Source organism: Burkholderia reimsis, from assembly GCF_003294055.1.
GTDB lineage: Bacteria > Pseudomonadota > Gammaproteobacteria > Burkholderiales > Burkholderiaceae > Burkholderia > Burkholderia cepacia.
In genome coordinates, this window is sequence record NZ_QMFZ01000006.1 from 50569 (window position 1) to 75660 (window position 25092).

Here is a 25092-nt window from a genome sequence, read left to right on the forward strand (position 1 = left end):
GCGGGGCGACACGCCGGCCGCGGGGCGGAGACGCCCTGCGGCGGGCGTTTTCAATGCATCGCGGGAATGTCGTGCTTGTTCAGGCCGACGCCACCCGACCTCGCGCGGCCCGTCGGCCCCCTTACTCCTGCTCGACTTCCGGCCAAAGCCTCGGAAACAGAAACCGGAGGCTGCTCAGCGGCAATCCGAATGAAAGCTCGCCGCGATGCGAAGGCGAAGTCAGCAGACCGCAATCCAGCAGCGATCGAACGATCCTGCGCGCCAATACGTCGCTGACACCCAGCATCTGCGCAAATTCCGCACGCGTGACGGTTCGGCGCAGCGCGACGAACTCCATCGCGAGCGCCGCGGCTTCCGCTTTGATAACGGATTTTTCCGAGCGGATCTTCCACGGATTGGCCTCCAGAAATCTCAGCAAATCCAGCAGCCTTCCCGTCACCCCGTCGAACTGAGTCATATGCACCATAAACCCGACCTGGTCCTGACAGCAGTCGAGAAAAAAACGCGCAAACCTGACCAGTCCTTCCTGGGATAGATTGCCCCGGCCGTCCAGATCGTTGCGCCGTGTCTGATCGGCTTCGCTCAGCCTGGCGTAATACTGCTCATGCTCTCGCGCCAGCCCTCGAAGCGGCGACCAGAGACCGTGGGTCAGATCGGCCGCGCGCAATCCGAGATGCGAATGCAAGCGTGCGACGCGACCGTTGCCGTCCATGAACGGGTGCACCCACGCGAGACGATGATGCGAACAGGCAATGCCGATCAGTTGGTATTCCCTGGCGCGAATGCGGGCATAACGAGTCGCCCAGGCCTGAAGCAACGGTTCGATCATTTCGGGTTCCGGCGCCAAATGACGCCCCACCGTCACATCCGATCGACGAAATTCGCCCGGGACAACGATATCCCCGTCGCCGGTCAATCGTTCATCGTCACGCAGGCAGGAAAAGAAGCGATCGTGAATAGCCGCGATTCGCGCCGGTTCAAACAGCGCGGCGACCGGAAGCGCTCGCCACTCCTCCTCGAGCGCTGTTTCCGTCGCGATATGCGCCACCGCGAAGCGCTGCTTCCGGCGTTCGACGATATCGGTCGAATAATCCCGATGCAGCGCCGCCTCGATCTTGGCCGGCGTGGTGTGCTGGCCTTCGATCTTGTTCGTGTAGTACGAATTCATCGCGCGGAGTTGCGGCACGAGCGCAGTCGCCAGCGGGGTATCGCGCACGGCAAGCAACCGCTGCGACGAATCGACGAGTTCGGCGGCCTGCTCAAGCAGCGGATCGAGTACGCGATCTTCGGGAAACAACGGCTCAAAGGTGGCGACGGTCGTCATGCTTCCGTGTAGGGTTTCATGTAGGGTTCGATGTCGGCAATTATAGTCACTTATGTCACTGATTTATATTGATTTTCCATCGACCCGTGTAGGGTTCGATGTAGGGTTCGATGTCGTGTTCCCATCCCCTGCCGCCGATCCGGATCGCGCGCATGTTGCCCCCGGCTCCCCCCGCGTTACGTCAGACGTAACGCCCGTAACGTCGGCCGCCGATGCTACGTAACAATCCTTCACCTTTGCTCGGACCCTTTCTCTACCCGCGGCCCGCCACTCCTTAAAAATTCTTTTAAATTCAAGGCCACAGCGCCGTCCGCTCGGGTGCCGCCCCCTGTCGTGACACGACGATCCCCTCCCTGGCCCGGAAGTTGCAGCACAGGACCCGCAAACACTCCTTTATGGACATGCGAGGGCCACCATGGATTGCAAATACCTGTACATCGACAACATAAAAATCAACTTCGTGCGCCGCACGATCGAAATCGACAACAAGATCGTCGACGTCACGCCGCGTGAATTCGACGTCGTCGAATTCCTGCTCGACAACATGAACAAGATCGTGCCGCGGCAGGCAATCCAGGAAGCCGTGTGGGGCCGTGAACTCGGCGTGTCGTCGCGCACGCTCGACACCCATATCTCGCGTATCCGCTCGAAGCTGCAACTCGATCACGACAAGAACCTGCGGATCATTCCGATCTATGCGGTCGGCTATCGCCTGGTGCTGTTCGGTGCGGCGATGACGCACGTCGAGCGCCACGAATCCGCGCCGATCCTGCGCGCGACACCGCAAGCCGTGATGGCCGCCGACTACGCCTGACGATTTACCCGCGAGCCGCATGCATGCGGCTCGCCTGCCAAGCTCCCCCCACCGCGCTGCGCCGATCCGCAGCGCTTCGCGGCACGCCCGTCGGGCGCGGCCCGCACGCCGCCCGGCCCGCCAGCCAGTCGCGACCCGACCGCCGCCTCCGGGCGGCGGTCGCTTTTGGGCGCCGGCGGCCGCACGACACCGCGCTTCGTCGCGCGTCGTCGCGTCCGCTCGTGCCCCCGCCGATGCCCGCGACTACGGAATCCGGCGTGACACACGACACTCGCCGTCCCTACAATCGACCCGGTAGCCGCGCGCCCTCCGCGCCGCCGGCCCGGAACGAACGGAACGATCATGAAGATGCGCGATTCGCGAACCGCCGTCGCCTGCCTTTGCGCGTTGGCCGCGCTGGTCGCACTCGTGTGCACCGCGCCGCCCGTTGCGCACGCGGCGAACGACACCACGCTTCACGCCGCGTCGATGACGCCGGGCGATCCGGATGACGGCAGCGCCGGTCGCGACACGCCGCCCGCACGCCAGCGCCGGTTGGATGCCGCTGCAACCACGCCGCCCGATCGCGTGCGCCGGCAAGCTTCGCCGGCGGCCTCCGCCGATCCGCCTTCGTGCCATGCGCGGCCCGTGATGACGATGTGTCGCGGCCTCCACTCGAACGACGCGAAGCGGCGCTGCATGCGCTGCCTCGATCAGTAACGACGCGCAACGCGCCGCCTCATGCGGCGCGTTGCGCCTCCAGCCACGCCTGGAACATCAGCACCGTCCACAGCTGGTGCTGCCAGTTCATCCGGCCGGTCACGTGCTGCCGCCACAGACGTTCGACCGCGTCCGCATCGAAATAGCCTTCCTCGCGCAACCGCGACGGCCGCAGCAGCGCCTCGGCCCAGTCGCGCAGCGCGCCGCGCAGCCAGTGATCGACGGGCGCGCAGAAGCCCTGCTTCGGCCGGTCGATCAGCGCGGACGGCACGTAGCGGTCGAGCAGCCGGCGCAGCAGCGCCTTCGATTGCCCTTCCGGCAAGCGCACGTGCGCCGGCACGCGCCACGCGAATTCGACGACGTGATGATCGAGGAACGGCATGCGCGTTTCGAGGCTCACCGCCATCGCCGCGCGATCGACTTTCGCGAGGATGTCGGTCGGCAGGTACGTGAGCGTATCGATCGCCATCGCCTGCTCGGCGAAGCTCAGGTGCGCGGGCCACGCGGATACGGTATCGAGCGGCGTCGCCGGCTCCTGCCCCGACAGCGCGAGGCGCTCGGGATGATGCACCGACGACATCAGCAGCCGGTACAGCCCGATGCGGCTCTCGGCGGTCATCACGTGGCCGAGCTTGTGCAGGCGATCGCCGATGCGCGCCGCCGATTCGCGTGCCTCCGCGCCGCCCCACGCCCCCTGCGCGACGGCCGCAAGCTGATCCGCGTGATCGGGCCGCAACGCATGCAGCGCGGCGGCGATACGCGCGCGCACGGCGCCCGGTACGCGATGCAGCTTGCGCCACAGGCGCGGCGTCAGGAAATAGCGCGTGTAGCCGCCGAACAGCTCGTCGCCGCCGTCGCCGGACAGGCTCACCTTCACGTGCCGGCGCGTCAGCTCCGACACGAGAAAGGTCGGGATCTGCGAGGCATCGGAAAACGGCTCGTCGTAGATCGACGGGAGCTTCGGCACGACACCGAGCGCGTGGTCGGCCGTGACGTAGAGCTCGGTATGGCGCGTGCCGAGATGGCGCGCGACGGCCTTTGCATAACCGGCCTCGTCGTAGCCGGCCTCGTGGAAGCCGATCGTGAACGTATCGACCGGTGTCGACGATTGCGCCTGCATCAGCGCGACGATCGTCGACGAATCGACGCCGCCGGACAGGAACGCGCCGAGCGGCACGTCGGCTTCCATCTGCCGCGCGACGGCCTGGCGCAGGACCGCGTCGAGCTGGCCCACCGCGTCGTCGGCACTGCCCTCGAACGGCTCCGCGCGACCGTCCTCGATCACCTGTTCGAGCGTCCAGTACGCACGCAGGCGCGGCGTGTCGCGCGCATGCTCGAACTGGATATACGTGCCGGGCGGCAGCTTGTGGATACCGCGATAGATCGTATGCGGCGCGGGCACGCTCGACTGGCGCAGGTACAGGCACAGCGCATCGCGATCGATCGCGCCGTCGAAGCCCGGATAACCGCGCAGCGCCTTCAGTTCGGACGCGAACACGAGCGCGTCGCCGATCCGGCCGTAGTAGAGCGGTTTTTCGCCGATCCGGTCACGCGCGAGCGTCAGCACCCGCGATGCGCGATTCCACAGCGCGAACGCAAACATGCCGGTCGCGCGCCGCAGCGTCGCGTCGACACCCCACGCGACGATCGCCGCGATCAGCACCTCGCTGTCGGAGTGGCCGCGCCACGCCGGTGCGCGCCCCGCGCGCTCGAGCTCCGCGCGCAGTTCGCGATGGTTGTAGATTTCGCCGTTGAAGACCATGACGTAGCGACCGCACGCGGATGCCATCGGCTGTCGGCCGTGTACCGACAGGTCGACGATCGCGAGCCGCCGGTGGCCGAGCGCGATGCCGGCTTCCGGGTCGACCCAGATCCCCTGCCCATCCGGCCCGCGATGCGCAAGGCTCGCCGTCATGCGCGCGAGTGTGCCGCGCGCTGTCTCCTCATCGCAGGCGACGCTATTCAAAAAGCCGTCGATTCCGCACATTGATTTGTCCGCCCCTGTTGACCAGTTCCGTCACGCACGGCGCAACCTCGCGGCCCGCCGTCCGGCGTGACGACCGGGCCATATTACGAAGAAATAAATCAGCAATAATTCATAGGTGAACTCGCCAATCACTCGAAAAAAATGCTGTCAAGCATCGTCTGCAGAGCGCGCCGGCGCGCGCGGCCGCAGCCGCCCGTCGGGCCGGCCGCGCATGGGCCGGCCCGACGTTCATCGGTCGCGGAAAAAACGGGGACGAACGCGGCGGACGCGCGGCGTCAGGACGGCAGCCGGCGGGCCGCCAGGTATGCGAGCTGCGCGCGGTTCTGCACGTTGAAGAGTTTTTCGAGCGAGCGGATATGGTGGCCGACCTTGTGCAGCGACGTGCGCAGTGCACTCGCGATCTCCTGGTCGGACAGACCATGCACGAGACGGTCGAGCACCTGTAGTTGCTCGTCGCCGAGCGCGAAGCCGCGCATGCGCGCGATGCGTGCCTCGAGGAACGGCAGCGCGACACGATGCACCGCGAGGCTGACCGACAGCGCACCGCCGATCACGCGATCGTCGATCCATTCGGTGCCGTGCGTCTCCGACGTCACGTTCACCGCGACACGCAGGTCGAGGCGCGGCGCCGACAGGCCGAACAGCACGCCGCTGTTCATCGCGTGCGCACGCAGATGGCCGGCGAGCGCCAGCATCTTGCGGTCGCCGCTGCCCTGCGCGGCCGCCTCGATCTCGTCGAGCTGCCACGCAACCGGAAAGCCGCTCTGCCGCACCTGCGCGAACCGCGGGTCGCTCTCGTAGAGCATGCCCTCGAAAAACGGCTGCATGAACGTCGCGGGAGCGAGGTCGCGAAGCAGGTGCGCGCACAGGATGCGCCGCCCGATCATTTCGAAAGCGCCATAACCGAGCGTGCTGAAACCGATTTGCCGCAAGCGCGCATGGCATGACGCGAAATCGGCCAAAGCCGGGTCGGTTTTACCGAATTCGATTTGCGCGCCGGTAAAAACGTCGCGCCCGATTGCCTGATGTTCATTCGAATAAGCCGCGGCCGTTGCGATATCGGCCTGCGAAAACCACTCGACGCGTGGTGCGCCGTCAGCGTATGTCATGAGGAGCCCGCCCTTTCCCAATATATGAACCTGCGCCCCGTCACGATCTGGTCTTGTCTCGATGGATTTTCTGGTCTTCGTTATTTGCGTGCGAATAGGAATCTTCCGCCGCCATTAGTATTACGGCATATTACGCGTACACAAGCGTTTTTGTACAATGCCCCGCGCTGCGTCATGGATGACGATCCGCGCATATCACACCGATGCTCGATCGCACCGCCGCGACGGCCATACACGATACGGCCGCCGCCAGGCGTTATGCGTCGATTCCGAGGGATGGCACATGTCCGACATTGCATTGCATGAAGAAGCGGTCGCCTCAACCTTTCCCCACCCGTCGCACGGGCCGGGCGCGTGCCCCGACGTGCTGCGGGAGCGCCCCGTGCAGGTCGTCTGGTGCGACGACGTGAAACGCGGCGACGTCACGCAGCCGCACGCGCCGAAACTCGGCGTGGCCGATACGCTCGCGCACGCGCAGAGCACGGCCGAGCGCAGCCGGATCGTCGCAAGCCTGCTGCACCTGACGGGCTTCTCGACGTTCGCGTACTTCGCGCTCGAATTCGCGCACGAGCGGGTAGAAAGTCTCTACCTGCACGAAGCATTCACGCCGTCCACCTATCGCGGCGACTACGTGCGCCACCACCATCACGACGTCGATCCGCGCACGCTCGGCGCACGCGTATGCAACATGCCGATCGTGTGGGACCTGCAGCAGTTGCGCCGCGAACACCGCGAGCGCGACGCCGGCCCGCGCGCGACGCCGGCCGCGCTCGACGGCTTCCTGCAGACGATGCAGGACGACGGGATGTGCAGCGGCATCATGTATTCGATGGCCGTGCCCGGCACGCGGCTGCATGCGTTCATGAGCTTCACCGCGCCGCGCCGCACGCGCGAATGGATCACGCCGGCGACGATCGAGCAGGCGCTGTCGATCGGGCTGTCGGTACACAAGTTCGCGTCGCCGCAGTTGATCTCGACCTCGCGCGAGCGCGCGGTGAACGGGCTTACGCCGTTCGAGCAGGAACTGCTGCTCGGCATCGCCGAAGGCGCATCCGACAAGGAGATCGGCCGGCGCCTCGACACCAGCGCGCACAACGTCGACTATCACCTGCGCAAGCTGCGCAAGCGCTTCGGCGTCGCGAACCGGATCCAGCTCACGTACCTGACGTCGAAGCTCGAATTGATCTGACCGTCGCGCAACGCGTGCGACGTGCCGCAAGCAAGCGCGTAAACGCACATGCCGGCCACGAAGGCCGGCATGTGCGGGTTGCGGCGCGGTGCCGGGCCCGGCGCCGCTTCCTGGCAGACGGCCTGCGTTACTTCAGCAGCGTCATCTGCACCACCTTGACGATCACGAGGCCGACCGCGATCACGAGATAGCCGCGCAGCACGGCCATCCAGATTCGCGTCGCCAGCGTCATGTTCTGCGGCTCGAGCGTATCGAGCGGCGGCATGCGCCACGTGTCGCGCAACGTGCGATCGATGGCCGGTTCGATCACGCGCTTGTTGCGACGGATCAATACCGTCGCGATATAACCCGTGATCGCGAGCACGGTGCCGCCGACCAGCACGTCGATGATCGCTTCGCCGCTGATATCCGGATACATCACCGACGCAGTGAGGATGATCGACAGCAGCACGAGCACCCAGATCACCGCACCGGTGAACACGTTGAGCTTCGTCGAGTTGACCCACGGGCCGAGCACCTGGCGGTCGTTGCACAGCACCAGCAGGAACACCGTCGCGCTCGGCAGCAGCACGCCCGCGAGCGTCTGCACCGCTTCCGTCAGCAGGCCGAGCGGGCTGCCCGGAATCAGCACGAGCGTGGCCGCGGCCGCGACGATGCCGAAATACACGAGATAGAAACCCTTCGCGTCGGACACGCCGCGGTGCAGCGAGTGGCGGATCTTGAACACGTCGCCGATCGCATAGGCCGTCGACAGCGACACGGCCGCCGCGCCGATGATGCACGCGTCGAGCAGCGCCACCGCGAACAGCGTTGCGCTCGTGCGGCCGGCATACTTCTCGAGGCCCGCGATGATGCCGCCCGCGTCGGTGAAGTTGCCGGCTTCCGGATGCCCGTTGAACAGCGCGGCGCTGAAACCGATCATGGCGACCGCACCGATCAGCACGAACACGATGCCGATCCACAGGTCGGCCTTTTCATACTTCATGAAGCGCGGCGTGATGCGCTTGTCGATCACGTAGCTCTGCTGGAAGAACAGCTGCCACGGCGCGACGGTCGTGCCGACGATGCCGATCACGAGCAGCATCACGTCCGACAGCTTCGCGTGCGCGGGCCAGTTCGGCACGAAGAAATCGCGCGTCATCTGCGCGACGGGCGGATGGATCGACACGAGCACCGGCACGAGCAGCAGGCTCAGCACGCACAGCCCGATCGCGAACCGCTCGAATCGCCTGAAATCCCCGGTACTCACCGCGGCCATGGTCAGCGCCGCGGCCACGCACACGCCGGCGACCTTCGGCAGCCCGAAGAAATCCAGCACGAACGTGATGCCGATGAACTCGGTGACGATGGTGAGCGCATTGAGCAGGAACAGGTCGATCACGCTGAACGCGCCCCAGAACTTGCCGAAGCGCTCGAAGATCAGCCGTGCATGCCCGACGCCCGTCACCGCGCCGAGGCGCAGCACCATTTCCTGGTTCACGTACAGCACGGGCACGAGCAGCAGCAGCGTCCACAGCAGCGTCGTGCCGTAGTTCTGGCCGGCCTGCGTGTAGGTGCCGAAGGCGCCAGCGTCGTTGTCGCCCACCATCACGATGAGGCCCGGGCCGATGATCGCGAGCAGCGTGCGCAGGCGCGCCCACCACGAGCCGCGCGTGCCGGTGTCGTGATGCGCGATCGTACCGAGCGCACCGCGGATGTCGCCAAGGTGGGCCTCGTCGAGCACGGCGGCGCGTTCGACGGCAATCGGTGGAGAAACGTTGGATGGCGTGGACATGATGTGTTCCGTACGGCTAATGGTTATCTGGTGAGCGTGCGACCTTGGGATGCGCGCGGGGCGACCGCCCGATGGCGGCCGCGCGTGCGCATGCCGAGGCGCGCTCGGCGCGTCTTTCAGTGGATCAGCGATTTCAGCCGGTTCAACAGGCGGGAGAACACCCGCGGACGGGCGTCGAGCATCAGCATCGCGTCGAAGTCGTTGCGCGATTCCGTGACGTGCGGGAGATTCGACAGCAGAAGGCCGAAGTTCATGATCTGGCTCCGTGCGGCGACGGCAAGCGTGCCGGCCGCGTGGTGGGCGCGGGGCCAGTCCGGCGCCTGAACGACGTGTCAGGCTAGTCGGCCGGATTGTCCCCGCGACCCGGGTTCACAAGGGTCTGTGTGTGCAACGGGCATAAGGGACAACTGTCACTGTCGTTCATGGCGGCTCCTGTGCGGTGTTCCGGAGAACACGGTTGACCGCCGTCAGCCGTGCGGGCCGGCATTCGCGCGCCAGGGAAAGGCGTGCGCAAACGCGGCCGCCTGCCAGGCGGCGGTGAAACCGGGCAGCGCATGCGAAAACGCATCACGCTAACCGGCGCGAATCAGGGTGCACGTAGGAATTTGCTGCGGAATACTGCTGCGCGCACCGTTTGCCCGGGGGACAAACGGCGGCTTCGATGAGGCGCGGACGTCGGTCGCTCAGGCGGAAATTTCGTTCGAAGATCGACTACTGCAGGCGTCCAAGGCGGCGGCCCCAAGAGTGAAGATGCCGGATTCTATGGACGGCCCGAAAGTGAAGTCAACCCCGCCCAACCCCATTTCCCGAAATAAATTTCCGACTTCGCGGCACTGAAAGAATTGCCCTTGAAATGACGTGCCGAAACCTTTCAGCGCGTCATGTCACGGTCACGATCCGATGTGCGCGAACAACGGCGCGGCACCCGGCCGTCGCCTCGTCGTGGCGGCCTCGCACCCGCGCGCTCCACGGCGACGCATCCGCCACACACGGCGCCTTTCATGCGTTTTTTACTTGCACTGCAGCAAACGACGCGAATACAATCCGCCGCAATTCATCACAGGAGTCCCTCCGTGGACACATGCTCTAGTTGCAGTTCGACGCCGGTCCAGGCCGGCCAAGCCATCGCGAGATAGCAGCCAGACGCATGTCTTACGCCGCTAGCTCGCATTCGTCGGGTTAGCGCGCTTCCTTCCGGGCCGGCCATCGCCAGTTCGTCCGTTGCACGCTCCGTTACGTTCCACCCTCCGATCGCAGGCCGCGTCACGCGCCCGCGCTCGATCACGTCGTCCGGCCCTCGCCGGACCGGACGGAGGCAGCGTCATGTTTCTTCAATCGCTCGCGGTCAGGCTCAAGCGCATCGTGCATGTCGCATGCGACCGCTCGTTCGTTTCCGGCCTCTCGCCGCTCGCCCATGCACTCGGCAACTGGCGCAGCTCGGCGCTCGCCCACGTGCCGGCAGCGCCCCGCCCGCTCGACTGCCTGCTGTTCGCCGTGATGGCGGCCGCGGTCGCGCTCGTCGCGCTGCTGTGCTCGGCCGCGCCGCGCCTCGGCTTCGCGCAGGTGTGGCGTATCGGCGGCTGGCTGCCGTAAGCCCCGCCCCGCGCGGCGGTGGCATGTGCCATGTACCGCCGCGTCAAGCTCTCCGCACCACGTTTTCGTTTCTTCAGCGTAACTAATCAAACCACCGACGGAACCCACATGAAGAACTACCTCGAACCCGTCCCGCGCTCGTTCCGCCTCAATGCGCTCGCCGCGCTGCTGCTGTCGCTCGCCGCCGCGCCCGCGTTCGCGCAATCGTCGCCGCCGGCCGCGGCCGAACCGGCGGCCGGCGCCAGTGACGCCGCCGCGCCCGCACAACAGGCCGCCGATGCTGCCGCGCCCGCTCCCGTCGGCCTTTGGGAACGCTCGAACCTGCTCGGCAACATGGGCGGCCTGCGCGACGTGCTCGGCGATCACGGCATCACGCTGAACCTGCAGGAGACCAGCGAGTACCTGTACAACACGTCGGGCGGCACGGGTCGCGGCGGCGCCTACCAGGGGCTCACGCAATTCGGCTTCGACGTCGACACCGGCAAGGCGATCGGCCTGCCGGGCGGCACGTTCAACGTGTCGGCGCTGCAGATTCACGGCACCAACCTCACGCAACGCTATCTGCAGACGCTGCAGACCGCGACTGGCATCGAGGCGAATTCGACCACGCGCCTGTGGGAGCTCTGGTACCAGCAGTCCTTGCTCGACGGCAAGGTCGACGTGAAGGTCGGCCAGCAGAGCGTCGACCAGGAATTCATGGTGAGCCAGAACGCGTCGGCCTTCATGAACGCCACGTTCGGCTGGCCCGTGCTGCCGTCGACCGATCTGCCGGCCGGCGGCCCCGCGTATCCGATGTCGTCGCTCGGCGTGCGGCTGCGCGTGAAGCCCGCCGATGCGTGGACCGCGATGGTCGGCGTGTTCGACGGCAACCCGGCCGGCCGCACCGACGGCGATGCGCAGGTGCTGAACGCGCACGGCACCCACTTCAACCTGCGCAGCGGCGCGTTCGTGATCGGCGAAGTGCAATACGCGCTGAACGCGCCGCCCGCCGATCCGAAGGCGCCGCAGCCGGCCGGCCTGCCGGGCACGTACAAGCTCGGCTTCTGGTATCAGTCGCAGCATTCGAACGATCCGCGCTACGGCACCGACGGCCTGTCGCTCGCGAATCCGGCGAGCAACGGCATGCCGGCCACGCATCGCGGCAACTACAGTTTCTATGCGGTCGCGGACCAGATGGTGTGGCGGCCGTCGCCGGACAGCCCGCGCTCGGTGGGCGTGTTCGCGCGCGTGATGGGCGCGCCGGGCGATCGCAATACCGTCGATTTCGCCGCCAATGCAGGCGTGACGCTGAAGGCGCCGTTCAAGGGACGCGACAACGACGTCGCGGGTCTCGCGGTCGGCTACACGAAGATCGGCTCGCATGCGCGCGGCCTCGACGGCGACACCGGCGCATACACGACACCCGGCTATCCGGTACGCCGCGCGGAAACGGTCGTCGAGGCGACCTACCAGTACCAGGTCACGCCGTGGTGGCAACTGCAGGCCGACCTGCAGCACTTCTTCCGTCCGGGCGGCGGCATCCCGAACCCGAACGCGGCCGGTGCGCGCATCGGGGACGAAACGGTGGTCGGCGTGCGCACGACGATCGTGTTCTGACGCACGCCGGATGCAGACACGGGCCGGACGGCCCGTGCGTGCTCTCGCGGTGCAAGCGCGCGGCCCGTGCCGCGCGTCACTCGCCGTACAGCCCGAGCAGTTTCAGCGTGACTCCGTTGGTCCAGCCGAAGCCGTCCTGCAGCGGATATTCGCCGCCCCCGCCGCCGCCCGTGCCGGCGCCTTCGACCACGTACTTCTCGACGAGCTTGCCTTCGGTCGCATACACGTGCTTCACGTCGGACAGGAAACGCGTGCCGATGTCCTTCGCGAGCGCCGGTTCGCCATAGCGCCGCAGCCCGTCGATCGCGATCCACTGCAACGGCGCCCAGCCGTTCGGCGCGTCCCACTGCTGCCCCGTGTTCTCGGTGGTCGTCGCGAGGCCGCCCGGCTGCAGCAGCGTCTTGCGCACCTCGCGCGCGGTCGCCTTCGCGCGCTCGGGCCACGCAACGCCCGCGAACAACGGATACAGCGCGGCGGCCGTCACGGCGTCGCGCGGCTTGCGCAACTGCCAGTCGTAGTCGCCGTAGTAACCGCGACGGTTCCACAGATAGCGGTTGATCGCGGCCGCACGCCGCGCCGCGCGCCCGGAAAAATCGGTCACGCAGGCCACGTCGCGCGTGAGCGCGCAGCCCTTCACGATCGTCGTCTCGAGATGGAACATCAGGCTGTTCAGGTCGACCGGCACGATCGACGTCGTGCGGATCGTCGCGAGCGTCTTGCCGTCGCCGAACCAGCGCGAGCTGTAGTCCCAGCCGCTTTCGGCGCCCGCGCGCAGGTCGCGGTACACCTCGTTCGCCGGGCGCCCCGGCACCGACTTCGCGGTCGTCACGTCCTCGAGATACGACTCGTCGCGCGGCGTATCGCTCGCATCCCAGTAGCGGTTCAGCACCGCGCCGTCGGGCATCGCGACCACATTGCGCGCGGCCTGCCCGCGTGGCGTCGTGGTTTCGCCCTGCATCCAGTACGCGTGCTCCTTGCGCAGTTCCGGCAGATATTTCTGGTAGACCTTGTCGCCTTCGGCCTGTGCGGCAAGCGTGACCATATAGGCGAAGAACGGCGGCTGCGAACGGCTCGCATAGTACGTACGGTTGCCGTTCGGGATGTGCCCGATCGTGTCGATCAGATGGGCGAAGTTGTCGAGCATGTCGTCGACGAGATCCTCGCGGCCCGACACCTGCAGCCCGAGCATCGTGAAATAGGTATCCCAGTAGTAGCCTTCGCGGAAACGGCCGCCCGGCACGACATACGGCTTCGGCAGCGGAATCAGCGAACTGTAGGGCGGCACCGTCGTGCTCGTGCGCGTGAGCTGCGGCCACAGCCAGTCGATGTGCTGGCGCAGCGTCTGGTTCGGCGGCGGCGTGACGCCGCCTTCCGGGGGCGGCGTGAAATGCTGGCCGACGAACGCCTTCATCGAGAAGCCCGGCTGCGATTTCTGTTGCTGATACAACTGCACGATCGTCGCGGGATCGCTGTCGGGCGTCGCGTCGACGAAGGTCTTCTGGTCGGGATAGATCTGCGCGGTCTGCACCGCGACGAACAGCTCGCCGTAGAGCTGGCTCGGCGGCGGCAGCAGCGTGCCCGACGCGGGGCCGGCAACCGCGGCCGTCGCGGGCGCCGCCGACTGATCGACCGCCTGCGCGGCGGCCCGGTTCGCGTTGTCGGCCTGCGCGGCGCAGCCGGCAACGGCGAGATACGCGACGGCCAGTGCGGCGGCCCAGCGAAGACGCGGCGCGGCGCGCCCGAGCGGCGGTGAGCGACGGAGCGGAAAGCGGGTTGAGAAACGGGTTGAGAAGCGCGTTGGGATGCGCGTTGAGACGCGGGATGCAATCGATGCGGCACGATGTGACGTCATGACGTGTCCCCTCCTTTCGATGGTGAGTGGGTCGGCACGAGGTCTCGTTCGCGCGCGCGCTCGTCTCGATGGCCCTCGATCGATGCGCGTCGTTTTGTGTTGCGAGTGGGCCTGACTGTCGCACGAAACGTGCACATCAAGCAAGTTTCGATTCGCGCGGCTCGCGCAGGCGACCTGCGTCGCGTGGCCGCGATCGCGACGCGTGCAGTGCACAAACGCGATGCATGCGCGGCGTTTTCGCAGTCGTTCTTTCCGCGCCGCCCGCGAAAAGAACGACTGTTGCACTATGCGGAACATCTGTTGTCGTACGTGACTCAATGGTCACATTGTGGGCATAATGGCGTCTTTACCGCGCGCCCAGCCCATGTCGCCCGTCTTTCTAGCACCGCTCATCGTTGCCTGTGCGTTGTTCATGGAAAGCGTCGACGCGAACATCATCGTCACCGCCCTGCCCGCGATGGCGAGGGACTTCGGGCACAGCCCCGTCACGTTGAACATTGCGATCACGGCCTACGTGGTCGGGCTCGGCGTGTTCATTCCGATCTGCGGCTGGCTGGCCGACCGCTTCAGCGCGCGCTCCGTGTTCCGCACCGCGATCGGCATCTTCGTCGTCGGCTCGCTGATGTGCGCGGCATCCAATTCCCTCGGCGTGCTCACGTTCGCGCGCTTCATCCAGGGCGTCGGCGGCGCGATGATGGTGCCCGTCGGCCGTATCATCATTTTCCGCGCCGTGCCGCGCTCCGATCTCGTGCGCGCGATGAACTACCTCGCGATTCCCGCGCTGTTCGGGCCCACGGTCGGGCCGCTCGTCGGCGGCTTCATCACGACCTACCTGCACTGGCGGATGATCTTCTTCATCAACGTGCCGATCGGCATCTACGGGATCTACCTCGCGAGCAAGCACATCGCGAACACGCACGAGCCCGACCCGGGCCCGCTCGACTGGTTCGGATTCCTGCTGTCGGCCAGCGGCGCCGCACTGCTGCTGATGGGCCTCACGCTGATCGACGGTGCGCTCACGTCGCGCTCGAACGCCCTCGCCATGTGCGTGACCGGCACCGTCCTGCTCGCGCTCTACGTGCCGTACGCGCGCCGCAAGGAACGCCCGGTGCTCGACCTCAGCTTCCTCAAGATCCCGACGTATCACGCGAGCGTCGTCGGCGGGTCGCTGTTCCGCATCGGCCTCGGCGCGGTGCCGTTCCTGCTGCCGCTCGCGCTGCAGGAAGGGCTCGGCATGAGCGCGTTCCATTCAGGGCTCATCACGTGCGCGTCCGCGTTCGGCGGCGCGATGAGCCGCTCGACGGCCACCCATACGCTGCGCCGCTTCGGCTTCCGCACGGTACTGATCTACAACGCGGCATTCGCGGGGCTCGCGATCGCCGCGTACGGCGTGTTCCATCCCGGCATGGCGACCTGGGCGATCTGGCTGATCGTGCTCGTCGGCGGCATCTTCCCCGCGCTGCAGTTTACGAGCCTGAACTCGATGATCTATGCGGACATCTCGCCGCGCGACGCGGGCCGCGCGACCAGCCTCGGCAGCGTCGTGCAGCAGATGTCGCTCGGTCTCGGCGTGACGGTGGCCGGCCTCGTGCTGCACGTTTCGCACTGGCTGCAGGGTCATCAGAAGATGGTGTGGTCGGATTTCTGGCCCGCGTTCGTCGTGGTCGGGCTGTGTTCGTTCGCATCGATTCCGATCACGCGGCGGCTGCCGCCCGGCGCCGGCGACGAAGTCGCGCGCGGCAAGCGCCAGTAGCAATCAGTCGGACGAGCGGGAATAGCGACAGGGCAGAACGGGCAGCAGGGAAACCGCCCGCGAAGCAAACCGGAAAAAACAAAAAAATCAGCGGACATCCACACGGGGCCGGTGCACAGCCGCATGGATGTCCGCTCAGGGCTCCGGGTCTCCCGATGGGGGTTGAGAATCCCGGATTCGCTTCCTGCGTGCCATGGACATATGTGCGTCGGAAGCGGAATCGTTGCGCGCACATTTCGTCGCGCCATGGACTGCACTATAGGGAAACTTGCGAAACGTATCTGTCAACCATTGTCAGACACGTTGCCTCGGCACGTCGCACGCGCGCGCCGCTTTCGCGCTAAAGTGGTTCCCGACCATCACTCCCGGCCGCCCCTCCGATGCTTACGCTCTCGCCCGCCGCCGCCCGCGCCCTGCATCTCGCCGCGCAGGGCCTGCTGACACCGCCCCGCCGCAAGGCGACCAAAGCCGACGTGCTCGACACGATCCGCCGGATGGCGCAGCTGCAGATCGATACCATCCACGTCGTCGCGCGCAGCCCGTATCTCGTGCTGTTCAGCCGTCTCGGCGATTTCTCGCCGCAGTGGCTCGACGAGCATCTCGCCGAGGCGCGCCTGTTCGAATACTGGTCGCACGAAGCGTGCTTCCTGCCGGTCGAGCAGTTCGGCCTGATGCGCTACAAGATGCTCGATCCGTCGGGGATGGGCTGGAAATATGCAGCCGAATGGCATGAACAGAATCGTCCCGACATCGAGCGGCTGCTCGCGCGGATTCGCGAAGAAGGCCCGGTGAAGTCGGCGGATTTCGTCCGCGAGGATGGCGTGAAGGGCAACGGCTGGTGGGATCGCAAGCCCGAGAAGCGCCACCTGGAAGTGCTGTTCACGACGGGCGACCTGATGGTGTCGGAACGCCGCAATTTCCAGCGCGTGTACGACGTGCGCGAGCGCGTGCTGCCCGGCTGGGACGACACGCGCGACCTGCCGCCGCGCGAAGCCGTGCTGCCCGCGCTGCTCGACTACACATGCCGTGCACTTGGCGTCGTGCGCGCGGACTGGGTGGCCGACTACTATCGGCTGCCGCGCCGCTCGTACCGCGCGGAGCTCGAGCAGCTCGCCGACGCGGGCGACCTGATCCCGGTGGCGATCGACGACTGGAAGGAGCCGGCCTACGTGCATCGCTCGCTCGAAGCGTTGCTGCCGGCCGCCGAGGCCGACACGCTGCGCTCGACGGTCACGACGCTGCTGTCGCCGTTCGACCCGGTCGTATGGGACCGGCGGCGTGCGTCGACGCTATTCGGTTTCGACTACACGATCGAATGCTATACGCCCGAGCACAAGCGGCGTTATGGCTATTTCTGCCTGCCGGTGCTGCATCGCGGCCGGCTGGTCGGGCGCGTCGACGCGAAGGCGCATCGCACGCTCCGCACGTTCGAACTGAAGGCCGTGCATGTCGAGCCGGGCGTGCGGTTCGGCACGGGGCTCGCCGCCGATGTCGCGAAGGCGGTGAAGAAACTCGCGGCATGGCACGGCACGCCGGAAGTCACGACCCGGCACGCACCGCCGGAACTGGTGAAGGCGCTGGCCGCCGACTGATACCCGCGCATTCGGCACGACATTCGGCTCGCGTAGCCGGCTCACAGGGCCGGCTTACGCGGCCGGCCGAGGATCAGTCGCGCAGCTTGCGGAAACGCGGCGTGCCGTCTTCGAGGTTCCCGTTGAACATCGCTTCCGGGCGCACCCACAACCCGCGCGCATGCGGCCACAGGTGTTCGTACACGACCACCGATTCCTCGGTTTCGGAATGGCGGGCAACGCCGATGTAGCGATACAGCCCGCCCTTGTAATGGCGATGCGTCGCGAGCTGTTCGGCTTCCTGTTCGGTCATGATCGGTTTCTCTTCGGCAAAAACGGAAAGCGCGTATTGTATGCGCTGCGCCGCGCGTCAGCGTTTCGCGTAGATGTCCGGGCGGCGGATCTCCATCACCCGCTCGGGGTTCGCGCACGGCTCGAAGCCGACCGGCCGGTACAGCTCGTGCGCATCGGACGTCACGAGCATGATGCGGCGCAGGCCCTGCACCATCTCCTGCGCGAACACGTGGTCGATCAGCGCGCGGCCGTAGCCGTTGCCGCGTTCGGCAGGCAGCACGAACACGTCGCACAGGTACGCGAACGTCGCGTGATCGGTCACGAGGCGCGCGAAGCCGACGAGCCGGTCGCCGATATACGCGCCGAAACAAAGGGAACCCTCGATCGCCTTCTCCACCACGTCGCGTGGAATACCCTGCGACCAGTACGCGTCGCGATGCAGGAAGTCGAAGATCGCGTCGACGTCGAGTTCGCGCTTGTCGGTGGAAAATCTCAGCGTGGCGGGGGTGGCAGCAGGCACGTCGGTCTCCGGTCGGTGGGTGGAAAACGAAGCGTCGACGATACCGCGCAGCGCGGCGGGAGACAAGGGACAGCACCGATCATCCGGACGACGCGAAGAAGCTGCTCGACCTCTCGTTTCTCCGCGGGCGCAATCAACCGTGCAGGCGATGGGCCCCGATTCGGTGACAATGTCGTCTGCCCGATAACCCGCCACGCCGCTTCATGCCCTACCGCCTCATCGCATTCGACTTCGACGGCACGCTCGCCGATTCGCTCGACAGTTTTCTCGCGGCGCTGTCGGAAGCGTCGCGCATGCACGGCTTTCGCGACGCCACGCCCGAGCTGCGCCCGGCACTACGCGGGATGTCGGCGCGCGACATCATTCGCGCGCTCGACGTGCCGATGTGGAAAGTGCCGCGCGTGACGATCGACATGCGTCGCCTGATGCGGCCGCGCGTCGCGCAAGTGGCGTTGTTCCCCGGCGTCGGCGAAACGTTCGACGCGCTCGCCGCGCGCGGCATCCGCATCGCGATCGCGACGTCGAATACCGAGGAGATCGTGCGCGACCGGCTCGGCCCGCACGCCAGCAGCCGTGTCGAACATTTCGCGTGCGGCATTCCGCTGTTCGGCAAGGCACGTCGCCTGCGCGCGCTCGTTCATGAAGCCGGCCTGCGCAACGACGAAGTGCTGTACGTGGGCGATGAAATCCGCGACGCCGACGCGGCACGACGCGCGCGCATCGCATTCCAGGGTGTCGCGTGGGGCTACACCGCGCCCGACGCGTTGCAGGCACATTGCGCGACGCCGTTGCTGCCGCGTCTCGACGCATTGCTCGACCGCGTGTGACGCGTTCGCGCGCATCGCGAGCCGGCCAGCGTCGACGCTCGATGCGCACGTCACCACGGCATGACGATGACTGGCAGATGACACCCACGTGCATCCCGCACGCCGCATGCGCGCAAAAATTGCCGCCGCCGCGCACGCGACAGGTACGCAATACCTGCCGACACACGCGCTCATCGATTCGTCTTACCAACCGTTACACAAACCACAGCGCGGTTGCACCTGCTACCGGATCGCCCTCCTAGAATCAGTCGGGCCGGGAAACACTTCGACCGGCGCCGCGGCAGAGCGGCGGTCGAATCCGGCCCGGGCGCGCCCGGTCTCTCGCACAGCAACGGATCACCCGATCCGTTTTTCAACCAGAGCCCCGATTGAAAGGAGGTCCCATGAACCGCTTTCCCCACGTCTCGCGCCTTGCCTTGTCTGCCGCTGGCCTGCTTCTCGTCGCCGTGACGGCGACCGCGCAAACCGCACAACCGGCACCGGCCGCGCCGGCCGCCGCCACCGCGACGCGCATCCACGAAGCCGACCAGGCATTCATCACGGACGGCACGAAAACGGTGTCGACGCAGCACGACGCGGCGCGCGTCGCCGATTCGCGCACATCGGACAGCCAGGTCAAGGCGTTCGCGCAACGCGTGTCGGCCGACGACGAAAAGATCATCCAGGCGATGCGCGCAGCCAGCCCGCGCGGCGTCGACGTGCCCGCCAACGACCCCGACACGGCCGTGCTGAACAGCATCAAGACCCTGCGCGGCGCCGAGTTCGACAAGGCGTACATCGAGCAGGTCGCGCTCGCCGGCCAGCAGAAGACCATCTCGGCCTTCCAGGCCGAAATCGCGTCGGGCCGCGACACGAAGCTGAAGGAAGTTGCACGCCAGTCGCTGCCGATCCTGCAGAAGCATTACGCCGACGCGCAGAAGCTCGCGGAGCGCCACCACCTCGCATCGGCGCAGTAACGCGCCGCCGCGCCGCGCATCGTGCGCGGCGCACGGCTTTTTCCCCTGCCGTCGCGTCGCCGCCCCCCTTCGGCGACGCGACGCGACGCCACGCACGCCGTGCGTCATACGCGACACGTTACGTCGCAAGCTTCGCCATCAACCGCGCCCTCACCTCCGGCCATTCGTCGTCGATGATGCTGAAGCGCACCGAATTGCGCTTGCGGCCATCCGGCATGATCCGTTCGTGCCGCACGATGCCTTCCTGCTTCGCACCGAGCCGCAGGATCGCCGCGCGCGATTTCTCGTTCAGTTCGTCGGTCGTGAACTGCACGCGCACGCATCGCAGCACGTCGAACGCATAACCCAGCAACAGCCATTTCGCTTCGGTGTTCGCACGCGTGCGCTGCGCCGAGTCGCTCAACCACGTATGGCCGATCTCGAGCTTGCGGTTCTTGCGATCGATCTTCCAGAAACGCGTGCTGCCGATCGCGCGGCCCGACGCGCGATCGACGATCGTGAACGGCATCACCGTGCCGGCCGAACGCCCCTGCAATGCCGTGTCGATATACGCGTCGATCGTGTCCGGGCCCGGCACGACCGTGACCTTCAGGTTCCACAACCGGCCGTCCGCGGCAGCGTCCAGCAGCGCCTGCCGATCGGATCGTTCGAGCGGCCGCAGTTCGACGCGTTCGCCGGTGAGAATCGGTTGTTCGAGGGAAGCGGAAGCATCGGTCATGAGCGGTTCCGGAAAAGACGAAAAAACGGCGATGGCGGCGAAACGCCCATCATACGGCCGCGTCAGCCGAGGATCGCGGCCAGCCGGCGGCGGATCGCCTTCGCCTCGCCGCGCAGCGCATCGGTAAACGCATCGACGAGCAGGCTTTTCGGCCGGTGCTCGGGCACGATCACGCTGACGCGGTACGGAAACGACCGGGTGAGCGGCCGCACGTGCAGGTCGCGCCCGACGAAATCGAGCGCGGTCAACGGATTGACGATCGCGACGCCGAGCCCCTGCCGCACGAACGCGCACACCGACACGGCCGACGGCGTGTCGACGACCGAGCGCGGCGCCACGCCGAGCTGCGCAAACGCCTCGTCGATCAGGATGCGGTACGGATCGTTCAGCGACAGGCTCACGAACGGGCGATCGGCGAGATCCGGCAGATCGATCGCATCCTGCGCGAGCAGCGGATGGCCGTCGGGCAGCACGCATACTTCGTCGACTTCGAGCAGCGGCGTGAGCACGGTGCCGGCCGGCGCGACGTCGTGCTCGGTCAGCCCGAGGTCGTAGCGCTGCGCGGTGAGCCACTCTTCGAGCATCGGCGATTCCTGCGTTTCGACCGACAGGCTGACGCCCGCATGGGCGTCGCGAAACCGGCGCGCCGCGCCCGGGAGGATCGCGTGCGAGAACGCCGGCAGCGCGATCACCGACAGTTGACCGTCGCGAAACTCGCGCAGGCGCGCGGCCGTGGCCGCGACGCGTTCAAGCCCCACATACGCGAGCCGCACGTCGTCGAACAGCGTGAGCGCGGCCATCGTCGGCCGCAACCGGCCGTGCGCGCGCTCGAACAGCGCGAAGCCGACGACCTGCTCCATGCGCGCGAGCTCGCGGCTGATCGTCGGTTGCGACGTATAGAGCATCTCGGCCGCGCGCGTCGTGCTGCCGGTGACCATCAGCGCGCGAAAGACCTCGATATGGCGGTGCGTGAGCATGATCGTCTATATCAGATGTGAATCGAATTTCGACAAATAGGCATTTTACTGCATAGATAAACAGGCGCATCATTCACGTTATCCGTTCATTCGACCCGATTCATCCGCCATGTCCCTCGATTCCCGCCAGCTCGCGACGCTCGCGCAGCAATACGGCACCCCGCTGTGGGTGTACGACGCCGACGTCATCCGCGACCGCATCGCCCAACTGCGTCAGTTCGACGTGATCCGCTATGCGCAGAAGGCGAATTCGAACGTCCATATCCTGAAGCTGATGCGCGAGGAAGGCGCGTGCGTCGATGCCGTGTCGCTCGGCGAGATCGAGCGCAGCCTCGCGGCCGGGTTCAGCCCGGCCGGCGAGCCGGAAGGCGTCGTGTTCACGGCCGACCTGATCGACCGTCCGACGCTCGCGGCGGTGCTGAAGCACGGCGTGACCGTGAACGCCGGTTCGCTCGACATGCTCGCGCGCATCGGCGAGCACGCGCCCGGCCACCGCGTGTGGCTGCGCGTCAACCCCGGTTTCGGCCACGGCCACAGCAACAAGACCAACACCGGCGGCCCGCAGAGCAAGCACGGCATCTGGATCGACGACGTGCCGCGCGCGATCGAGATCGTGCGCCAGTACGGGCTGAAGCTGGTCGGCATCCACATGCATATCGGGTCGGGCGTCGACTACGGCCACCTGTCGCAGGTATGCGATGCGATGGTCGACCTCGTCACGTCGCTCGGCCATGACATCGACGCGATCTCGGCCGGCGGCGGCCTGTCGATCCCGTATCGCGACGGCGAGCCGCGCGTCGACGTCGGTCACTACTTCAGCCAGTGGGACGCCGCGCGCAAGCGGATCGAACGGCATCTCGGCCACCCGGTGCGCATCGAGATCGAACCGGGCCGCTTCCTCGTCGCCGAAGCCGGCACGCTCGTCACCGAAGTGCAGGCCGTCAACCGCCGGCCGAAGCACGATTTCGTGCTGATCGACGCGGGCTTCAACGACCTGATGCGCCCGTCGATGTACGGCAGCTACCACGCGGTGTCGGTGCACGCGCACGATGGCGCGCTGCCGGCCGGACGGCCGCTGGTCGAGCTCGCGATCGCGGGGCCGCTGTGCGAATCGGGCGACGTGTTCACGCAGGACGCGGGCGGCGTGGTCACGCACCGCAAGCTGCCGCAGCCGCAGATCGGCGACCTGCTGTTCCTGCACGACGCGGGCGCGTATGGCGCGTCGATGTCCTCGAACTACAACAGCCGGCCGCTCGCGCCGGAAGTGCTCGTCGATCGCGGCACGCCGCGGCTGATCCGCCGCCGGCAGACGATCGACGAATTGCTCGCGCTCGAAACGTTCGAGTAAGGCCGGCACGACGGAACGGGGTGCGCGGCCTGCGCACCTCGCCCCCTCACCTCACCTCACCGTCACGCGCACGTCGGCGCCCGCCGCACGCCACGCCTTCAGCAACGCCGCGCGTCGCCGCGGATAGCGCACGTCCAGCCGTTCGAGCGCGACGATGCGATCCGTCCGGAAATGCCGGAAATCGTTCCGACCTTCGCACCACGCCGCCAGGATGCGCACGTCATTGAAATAGCCGAGCGCGAATGGCCACACGATCCGTTCGCCGCCCGTTTTCCGGCCCTCGTCCGCGTAGCGGATCCTGACCTTGCTTTCGGTACGGATCGCCGTGCGCACGACGCCCATGTCGACGGTTTCCCGATCGACGATCGTGCGCGGGCCGACGAGCAGCGTCGTGCATTCCATCTCGCGGCGCAGCTCGGCGGGCAACACCGCGGAGATCTTCGCGAGCGCATCGGACGCAGCCGTCGTGAGCTGCGCATCGGCGAACTTCCCGACCCAGCGAAAACCGAGCATCAGCGCTTCCAGCTCCGTTTGCGAGAACATCAGCGGCGGCAGCATGAACCCGGCACGCAGCACATAACCGACACCGGGCTCACCGTCGATGTCCGCGCCCTGCGCCTGCAGCGACGCGATATCGCGATAGACCGTACGGAGGCTGACGCCGAGTTCCCCGGCCAGCACGCGGCCGCTCACCGGGCGGCGGTGGCGCCGCAGCACCTGCAGCAGCGCGAGCAATCGTTCGGCACGCGTCATCGTTCCATGCTGCCATTTTCTGACAGCATCCGTTCATAGAATGGGACGCATCTTAATCGATCCCGGGACGGCCCCGCATGACCTCTCCGAATCTCGTTCTCCTGTATGTCGACGACCCGACGCGCAGCGCGCAGTTCTACGCGCGCCTGTTCGAGCGCCCGCCCGTCGCCGCGTTTCCCACCTATGCGGCATTCACGTTCGACAACGGGTTGCACCTGGGCCTGTGGTCGACCCGCGCGCGCGATTTCGTGTCGGCCGGCGCCGGCCACCGCTCGGAGCTGGCATTCATGGTCGACGACGACCACGAGGTGCGGCGCCTGTACGAAGCGTGGAAGGCGCTCGGCGTGACGTTCGAGCAGGCGCCGATGACGGCCGTGTTCGGCCTGACGTTCGTCGCGCTCGACCCGGACGGCCACCGCTTGCGCGTGTGTACCCCGGACGATTGAGCGCGAACGGGCGCGACCTGCGGCGGGTCGCGCCCGTTCCCTCTACCAGGCGCGCGCGTCAGCCCGCGCGCTGCACGGGTGCCACTTTCGAGAAGTATTTCGCGCCCGCCACGCAGCCGACCACGACGACCGTCACGACGACCATCGACGGCGGAACCGTCTCGTGCAGCAGCCCGGCCGCCAGCAGCAGGCCGAAGAACGGCTGCAGCAGCTGCAACTGGCCGACGCTCGCGATCCCGCCGAGCGCGAGCCCGCGATACCAGAACACGAAGCCGATCAGCATGCTGAACAGCGACACGTACGCGAGCCCCCACAGTGCGGCGGCATCGACGCCGTCGAACGACGCGGGCGAGGTGAGCCACGTGAGCGGCAACATCAGCGGCAGCGACAGCACGAGCGCCCACGAGATCACCTGCCACCCGCCGAGCTGGCGCGACAGGCGCGCGCCTTCCGCGTAGCCCAGCCCGCATGCGACGATCGCGGCCAGCATCAGCGCATCGCCGATCACCGACGCCTGGCCGCCGTTGCGCAACGCAAACGCAGCCACCGCACCGCTGCCGACGATCGAGAATATCCAGAACGGCAGCCGCGGCCGCTCGCCGCCGCGCCACACGCCGAACAGCGCGGTCGCGAGCGGCAGCAGCCCGACGAACACGATCGCGTGCGCGGACGTCACATGTTTCAGCGCGAGCGCCGTCAGCAACGGAAAACCGACGACGACCCCGAGCGCGACGATGGCCAGCGACACGGCCTCGGCGCGGGTCGGCCGCCGCTGCTTCAGCACGACGAGCAGCAGCAGGCCGAGCGCGCCGGCGATCGTCGCGCGCGCGAACGTGAGGAACAGCGGGTCGAGCCCCTGCACCGCGATACGCGTCGCGGGCAGCGAGCCGCTGAAGATGATCACGCCCAGCAGGCCGCTGAGCCATCCGTCGGTTGTCTTTTGCACGGGAAATCCTGAACGGGGAAAGTGGATCACCGATGATCCGCCGCCC

The 25092-nt window shown here is 66.9% G+C and carries 22 protein-coding genes and 1 pseudogene; 11 read left to right on the top strand and 12 right to left on the bottom strand.

All coding sequences use genetic code 11. From position 1 onward, the window contains the following. Positions 1-121: 121 nt before the first annotated feature. Positions 122-1324, bottom strand: coding sequence for a Fic family protein (locus tag DPV79_RS09620; protein ID WP_111998948.1), 1203 nt, complete (start codon positions 1322-1324; stop codon positions 122-124). A gap of 415 nt (positions 1325-1739) precedes the next feature. On the opposite strand from DPV79_RS09620, the gene DPV79_RS09625 reads away from it, so the two are divergent. Together DPV79_RS09625 and DPV79_RS09630 are read left to right on the top strand one after the other, a co-directional pair. Continuing rightward, the gene (locus tag DPV79_RS09625; protein WP_113045290.1) at positions 1740-2138 is read left to right on the top strand and encodes a winged helix-turn-helix domain-containing protein; all 399 of its coding nucleotides are present in this window, start codon (positions 1740-1742) and stop codon (positions 2136-2138) included. Between the two features lie 507 nt (positions 2139-2645). Beyond that, positions 2646-2837: pseudogene (locus DPV79_RS09630) on the top strand (lytic transglycosylase); the annotation flags it as partial. Positions 2838-2856: 19 nt separating this feature from the next. On the opposite strand, the gene asnB reads toward DPV79_RS09630, so the two are convergent. Together asnB and DPV79_RS09640 are read right to left on the bottom strand one after the other, a co-directional pair. Next, positions 2857-4824 carry an asparagine synthase (glutamine-hydrolyzing) gene (gene asnB / locus DPV79_RS09635; RefSeq protein ID WP_113045291.1) on the bottom strand — a complete coding sequence of 656 codons (1968 nt, stop codon included), beginning with the start codon at positions 4822-4824 and terminating at the stop codon, positions 2857-2859. Positions 4825-5099: 275 nt separating this feature from the next. Further along, on the bottom strand, positions 5100-5933 hold the full coding sequence (locus DPV79_RS09640) for a helix-turn-helix transcriptional regulator (protein ID WP_113045292.1): 834 nt from the start codon (positions 5931-5933) through the stop codon (positions 5100-5102). 283 nt (positions 5934-6216) lie between these two features. Between DPV79_RS09640 and DPV79_RS09645 the strand changes: the two genes are divergently transcribed. Continuing rightward, positions 6217-7122 (top strand): helix-turn-helix transcriptional regulator, encoded by a 906-nt coding sequence (locus DPV79_RS09645; RefSeq protein WP_060280491.1) that lies wholly within the window; start codon positions 6217-6219, stop codon positions 7120-7122. Positions 7123-7249: 127 nt separating this feature from the next. Here DPV79_RS09645 and DPV79_RS09650 read toward each other — a convergent pair whose 3' ends face one another. After that, positions 7250-8896: an Nramp family divalent metal transporter gene (locus DPV79_RS09650; RefSeq protein WP_021162977.1), complete on the bottom strand. Its 1647-nt coding sequence runs from the start codon at positions 8894-8896 to the stop codon at positions 7250-7252. A 116-nt stretch (positions 8897-9012) separates the two neighbouring features. Further along, on the bottom strand, positions 9013-9150 hold the full coding sequence (locus tag DPV79_RS42555) for a hypothetical protein (protein WP_165843498.1): 138 nt from the start codon (positions 9148-9150) through the stop codon (positions 9013-9015). A 1069-nt stretch (positions 9151-10219) separates the two neighbouring features. Between DPV79_RS42555 and DPV79_RS09655 the strand changes: the two genes are divergently transcribed. Both DPV79_RS09655 and DPV79_RS09660 read left to right on the top strand, forming a co-directional pair. Further along, positions 10220-10489: a hypothetical protein gene (locus DPV79_RS09655; protein WP_027789529.1), complete on the top strand. Its 270-nt coding sequence runs from the start codon at positions 10220-10222 to the stop codon at positions 10487-10489. Between the two features lie 108 nt (positions 10490-10597). Further along, complete coding sequence (locus DPV79_RS09660; RefSeq protein WP_113045293.1) at positions 10598-12085, top strand: carbohydrate porin; 1488 nt, start codon at positions 10598-10600, stop codon at positions 12083-12085. Between the two features lie 76 nt (positions 12086-12161). Here DPV79_RS09660 and treA read toward each other — a convergent pair whose 3' ends face one another. Beyond that, positions 12162-13937: an alpha,alpha-trehalase TreA gene (treA, locus tag DPV79_RS09665; protein ID WP_113045294.1), complete on the bottom strand. Its 1776-nt coding sequence runs from the start codon at positions 13935-13937 to the stop codon at positions 12162-12164. A 364-nt stretch (positions 13938-14301) separates the two neighbouring features. On the opposite strand from treA, the gene DPV79_RS09670 reads away from it, so the two are divergent. After that, the gene (locus DPV79_RS09670) at positions 14302-15690 is read left to right on the top strand and encodes an MFS transporter (RefSeq protein ID WP_059677539.1); all 1389 of its coding nucleotides are present in this window, start codon (positions 14302-14304) and stop codon (positions 15688-15690) included. 380 nt (positions 15691-16070) lie between these two features. Beyond that, a complete protein-coding gene (locus DPV79_RS09675) occupies positions 16071-17282 on the top strand; it encodes a winged helix-turn-helix domain-containing protein (protein ID WP_113045295.1) in 1212 nt (403 codons plus the stop codon). Positions 17283-17355: 73 nt separating this feature from the next. Here DPV79_RS09675 and DPV79_RS43280 read toward each other — a convergent pair whose 3' ends face one another. Then, positions 17356-17574, bottom strand: coding sequence for a DUF1653 domain-containing protein (locus DPV79_RS43280; RefSeq protein WP_006480837.1), 219 nt, complete (start codon positions 17572-17574; stop codon positions 17356-17358). 57 nt (positions 17575-17631) lie between these two features. Further along, positions 17632-18075 (bottom strand): GNAT family N-acetyltransferase, encoded by a 444-nt coding sequence (locus tag DPV79_RS43285; protein WP_244321725.1) that lies wholly within the window; start codon positions 18073-18075, stop codon positions 17632-17634. 203 nt (positions 18076-18278) lie between these two features. Here DPV79_RS43285 and DPV79_RS09685 point away from each other — a divergent pair, with 203 nt between their 5' ends. Together DPV79_RS09685 and DPV79_RS09690 are read left to right on the top strand one after the other, a co-directional pair. Beyond that, a complete protein-coding gene (locus DPV79_RS09685) occupies positions 18279-18902 on the top strand; it encodes an HAD hydrolase-like protein (RefSeq protein ID WP_059587015.1) in 624 nt (207 codons plus the stop codon). Positions 18903-19285: 383 nt separating this feature from the next. Continuing rightward, a complete protein-coding gene (locus DPV79_RS09690; RefSeq protein ID WP_113045296.1) occupies positions 19286-19858 on the top strand; it encodes a DUF4142 domain-containing protein in 573 nt (190 codons plus the stop codon). Positions 19859-19976: 118 nt separating this feature from the next. Here DPV79_RS09690 and DPV79_RS09695 read toward each other — a convergent pair whose 3' ends face one another. Both DPV79_RS09695 and DPV79_RS09700 read right to left on the bottom strand, forming a co-directional pair. After that, positions 19977-20576: a GNAT family N-acetyltransferase gene (locus tag DPV79_RS09695; protein WP_113045297.1), complete on the bottom strand. Its 600-nt coding sequence runs from the start codon at positions 20574-20576 to the stop codon at positions 19977-19979. Between the two features lie 62 nt (positions 20577-20638). Next, entirely contained in the window at positions 20639-21553 is a 915-nt protein-coding gene (locus DPV79_RS09700; protein WP_021162990.1) for a LysR family transcriptional regulator, read from the bottom strand. Positions 21554-21662: 109 nt separating this feature from the next. Between DPV79_RS09700 and lysA the strand changes: the two genes are divergently transcribed. After that, entirely contained in the window at positions 21663-22901 is a 1239-nt protein-coding gene (gene lysA, locus DPV79_RS09705) for a diaminopimelate decarboxylase (RefSeq protein ID WP_042977520.1), read from the top strand. A gap of 51 nt (positions 22902-22952) precedes the next feature. Here lysA and DPV79_RS09710 read toward each other — a convergent pair whose 3' ends face one another. Further along, positions 22953-23654, bottom strand: coding sequence for a helix-turn-helix transcriptional regulator (locus DPV79_RS09710; protein WP_059485457.1), 702 nt, complete (start codon positions 23652-23654; stop codon positions 22953-22955). Positions 23655-23731: 77 nt separating this feature from the next. Here DPV79_RS09710 and DPV79_RS09715 point away from each other — a divergent pair, with 77 nt between their 5' ends. Continuing rightward, positions 23732-24100, top strand: coding sequence for a VOC family protein (locus DPV79_RS09715; RefSeq protein WP_113045298.1), 369 nt, complete (start codon positions 23732-23734; stop codon positions 24098-24100). 58 nt (positions 24101-24158) lie between these two features. On the opposite strand, the gene DPV79_RS09720 is transcribed toward DPV79_RS09715, so the two are convergent. After that, complete coding sequence (locus tag DPV79_RS09720) at positions 24159-25046, bottom strand: DMT family transporter (RefSeq protein ID WP_021162993.1); 888 nt, start codon at positions 25044-25046, stop codon at positions 24159-24161. Positions 25047-25092 lie beyond the last annotated feature (46 nt).

Bases quoted from the DNA above. Each gene is read 5' to 3' on its own strand.
- DPV79_RS09620 (WP_111998948.1), bottom strand. From the start codon at position 1,324: ATGACGACCGTCGCCACCTTTGAGCCGTTGTTTCCCGAAGATCGCGTA.
- DPV79_RS09640 (WP_113045292.1), bottom strand. From the start codon at position 5,933: ATGACATACGCTGACGGCGCACCACGCGTCGAGTGGTTTTCGCAGGCC.
- DPV79_RS09690 (WP_113045296.1), top strand. From the start codon at position 19,286: ATGAACCGCTTTCCCCACGTCTCGCGCCTTGCCTTGTCTGCCGCTGGC.
- DPV79_RS09625 (WP_113045290.1), top strand. From the start codon at position 1,740: ATGGATTGCAAATACCTGTACATCGACAACATAAAAATCAACTTCGTG.
- DPV79_RS09675 (WP_113045295.1), top strand. From the start codon at position 16,071: ATGCTTACGCTCTCGCCCGCCGCCGCCCGCGCCCTGCATCTCGCCGCG.
- DPV79_RS43280 (WP_006480837.1), bottom strand. From the start codon at position 17,574: ATGACCGAACAGGAAGCCGAACAGCTCGCGACGCATCGCCATTACAAG.
- DPV79_RS09670 (WP_059677539.1), top strand. From the start codon at position 14,302: ATGTCGCCCGTCTTTCTAGCACCGCTCATCGTTGCCTGTGCGTTGTTC.
- DPV79_RS09645 (WP_060280491.1), top strand. From the start codon at position 6,217: ATGTCCGACATTGCATTGCATGAAGAAGCGGTCGCCTCAACCTTTCCC.
- DPV79_RS09650 (WP_021162977.1), bottom strand. From the start codon at position 8,896: ATGTCCACGCCATCCAACGTTTCTCCACCGATTGCCGTCGAACGCGCC.
- DPV79_RS09700 (WP_021162990.1), bottom strand. From the start codon at position 21,553: ATGCTCACGCACCGCCATATCGAGGTCTTTCGCGCGCTGATGGTCACC.
- DPV79_RS09685 (WP_059587015.1), top strand. From the start codon at position 18,279: ATGCCCTACCGCCTCATCGCATTCGACTTCGACGGCACGCTCGCCGAT.
- lysA (WP_042977520.1), top strand. From the start codon at position 21,663: ATGTCCCTCGATTCCCGCCAGCTCGCGACGCTCGCGCAGCAATACGGC.
- asnB (WP_113045291.1), bottom strand. From the start codon at position 4,824: ATGTGCGGAATCGACGGCTTTTTGAATAGCGTCGCCTGCGATGAGGAG.
- DPV79_RS09710 (WP_059485457.1), bottom strand. From the start codon at position 23,654: ATGACGCGTGCCGAACGATTGCTCGCGCTGCTGCAGGTGCTGCGGCGC.
- DPV79_RS42555 (WP_165843498.1), bottom strand. From the start codon at position 9,150: ATGAACTTCGGCCTTCTGCTGTCGAATCTCCCGCACGTCACGGAATCG.
- DPV79_RS09660 (WP_113045293.1), top strand. From the start codon at position 10,598: ATGAAGAACTACCTCGAACCCGTCCCGCGCTCGTTCCGCCTCAATGCG.
- DPV79_RS09655 (WP_027789529.1), top strand. From the start codon at position 10,220: ATGTTTCTTCAATCGCTCGCGGTCAGGCTCAAGCGCATCGTGCATGTC.
- DPV79_RS09715 (WP_113045298.1), top strand. From the start codon at position 23,732: ATGACCTCTCCGAATCTCGTTCTCCTGTATGTCGACGACCCGACGCGC.
- DPV79_RS09695 (WP_113045297.1), bottom strand. From the start codon at position 20,576: ATGACCGATGCTTCCGCTTCCCTCGAACAACCGATTCTCACCGGCGAA.
- treA (WP_113045294.1), bottom strand. From the start codon at position 13,937: ATGACGTCACATCGTGCCGCATCGATTGCATCCCGCGTCTCAACGCGC.